We start from the raw sequence: 398 nt of genomic DNA on the forward strand, positions 1-398 counted from the left end.
ACGGTGGCGGCCGCCGCCGAGCAAGCCTCCAGCAACGTCAACACGGTCGCGGCGGCGGCCGAGGAGCTCGGCACCTCGGTCCGGGAGATCGGCCGTCAGGTCGAGGGTTCGGCGGACCCCGCGAAGGCCCGCGCCGACCAGTGGCAACAAACCGGGCGCCTGGGTGATGGGGCTAACAGGGGCCGCAGGCGGATCGGGCACGTGGTCCGGCTTATCTCGTCGGTCGCCGGGCAAACCAACCTGCTGGCGCTCAACGCCACGATCGAGGCGGCCCGCGCCGGCGCGGCCGGGCGCGGCTTCGCGGTGGTCGCCTCCGAGGTGAAGGCGCTGGCCGAGCAGACCGCCAAGGCCACCGGGGAGATCGCCGGGCAGATCGCCCGGGTCCAGGGCTCGACGGC

At 74.6% G+C, this 398-nt stretch carries 1 protein-coding gene; it reads left to right on the plus strand.

Annotation, left to right across the window (positions count from 1 at the left end; all coding sequences use genetic code 11):
- On the plus strand, nucleotides 1-398 hold a 398-nt coding region (locus MKK69_RS19530; RefSeq protein WP_243970569.1), incomplete at both ends, for a methyl-accepting chemotaxis protein.

This window comes from Methylobacterium sp. J-026 (genome assembly GCF_022829585.1).
Lineage (GTDB): Bacteria > Pseudomonadota > Alphaproteobacteria > Rhizobiales > Beijerinckiaceae > Methylobacterium.